At 68.8% G+C, this 1,228-nt stretch carries 1 protein-coding gene and 1 pseudogene; both read right to left on the reverse strand.

Translation table 11 applies throughout. The features are described from left to right. Window positions 1-334: SHOCT domain-containing protein (locus AOK15_RS15625; protein WP_240508442.1), on the reverse strand; the 334-nt coding region annotated here is incomplete at its 3' end. 42 nt (window positions 335-376) lie between these two features. Next, a pseudogene (locus AOK15_RS15630) lies at window positions 377-1,228 on the reverse strand (hypothetical protein); the annotation flags it as partial.

Raw genomic sequence — 1,228 nt, forward strand, 5'->3', positions numbered from 1 at the left:
GCTGCTCCGCCTCGTCGGCGGGGCCGGCGGTGCCGACGGTCTCGCGGACGTACCGGTCCGTCTCCCGCAACTTGGCCCGGACGTGGTCCTGTTCACGCCGGCCCATGTCCTTGCCCCGGGCGACGACGTAGACGAAGACGCCCAGGAACGGCAGGACGAGCGCGAAGACCAGCCAGCCCGTCTTGGCCCAGCCGCTCAGCCCGTCGTCCCGGAAGATGTCGACGACCACGCGGAACAGCAGGAAGAACCACATGACCCACAGGAAGATCCACATGATCGTCCAGAAGGCCCCCAGGAGGGGGTAGTCGTAGGCCAGGTTCACAGTGCTTTCCATGGTTTCTCCTGTCGTGTGCGTACGCCTTCGGCAGGGTCGGCGTCAGCCGGGGACGGGCGTCGACCGGCCGTCGGCGGGTGGGCGTCGCTCCGGGCCGGAGGCCGCCGCGAGGATGCCGAGGACGATCAGTACGAGGACGACGATGCCGAGGATGAGCGCCACCGCGCCGGGGGTGGGGTAGTTCCACAGCACCAGGGCGAGCGCGCCGCCGCCGATGGCGATACCGGTGGTCCACTTGACGTGGGTGGACAGCCAGCGGCCGGTGTCGCCGGTGCGCAGACCGCGGCGCGCCATCGCCCGCCCGGTGACGCCGGTTCCCTTCCCCGCCGTCCCTCTGACCCACCGGGCGGGGCGCGAGGGGCCGTACAGGTAGGCGGCCAACGCCGTGATCACCGCGATGACCAGGACCGTGACGGTGCTGTTCTTGAGGAAGCGGATGAAGGTGTCGTAGATGTCGGCCGCGGCGTTCTTCGGCAGGGTGCTCGACGGGACGGAGTCCAGATAGACCGACCGCATCACGGCGAGGCCGACGAGCAGCAGGATCATCATGATCCCGATGCCGATCGCCGTCGCCATCAGCGCCACACGGTGTCTGGGCGCGCTCCAGATGGCGAGCGCCGACAGGACGAGCACCAGGACGGGGAGCCAGGTGCCGACCACGTCCAGCAGGCGCATGGCGTCCTGGGCCTCGTTCAGTTTGTCGGTCTTCAGCAGGGTGACCTTCTTGTCGACGTCAGGGATCTTCGACGCCTGATCGAAACCCGCGTTCACCAGGTCTTTCTTGACCTCGTCGATGAGGGTGCCGATGTTCAGGTCGATGCTGTCGGTGCCGGCCTGGATCGCGCTGTCGCCCTCGCCGGTGAGGACCTTGACCACGGCGGCGTGGGCCCGCCG

Origin of the sequence: Streptomyces ossamyceticus (assembly GCF_001418475.1) — a bacterium.
Lineage (GTDB): Bacteria > Actinomycetota > Actinomycetes > Streptomycetales > Streptomycetaceae > Streptomyces > Streptomyces ossamyceticus.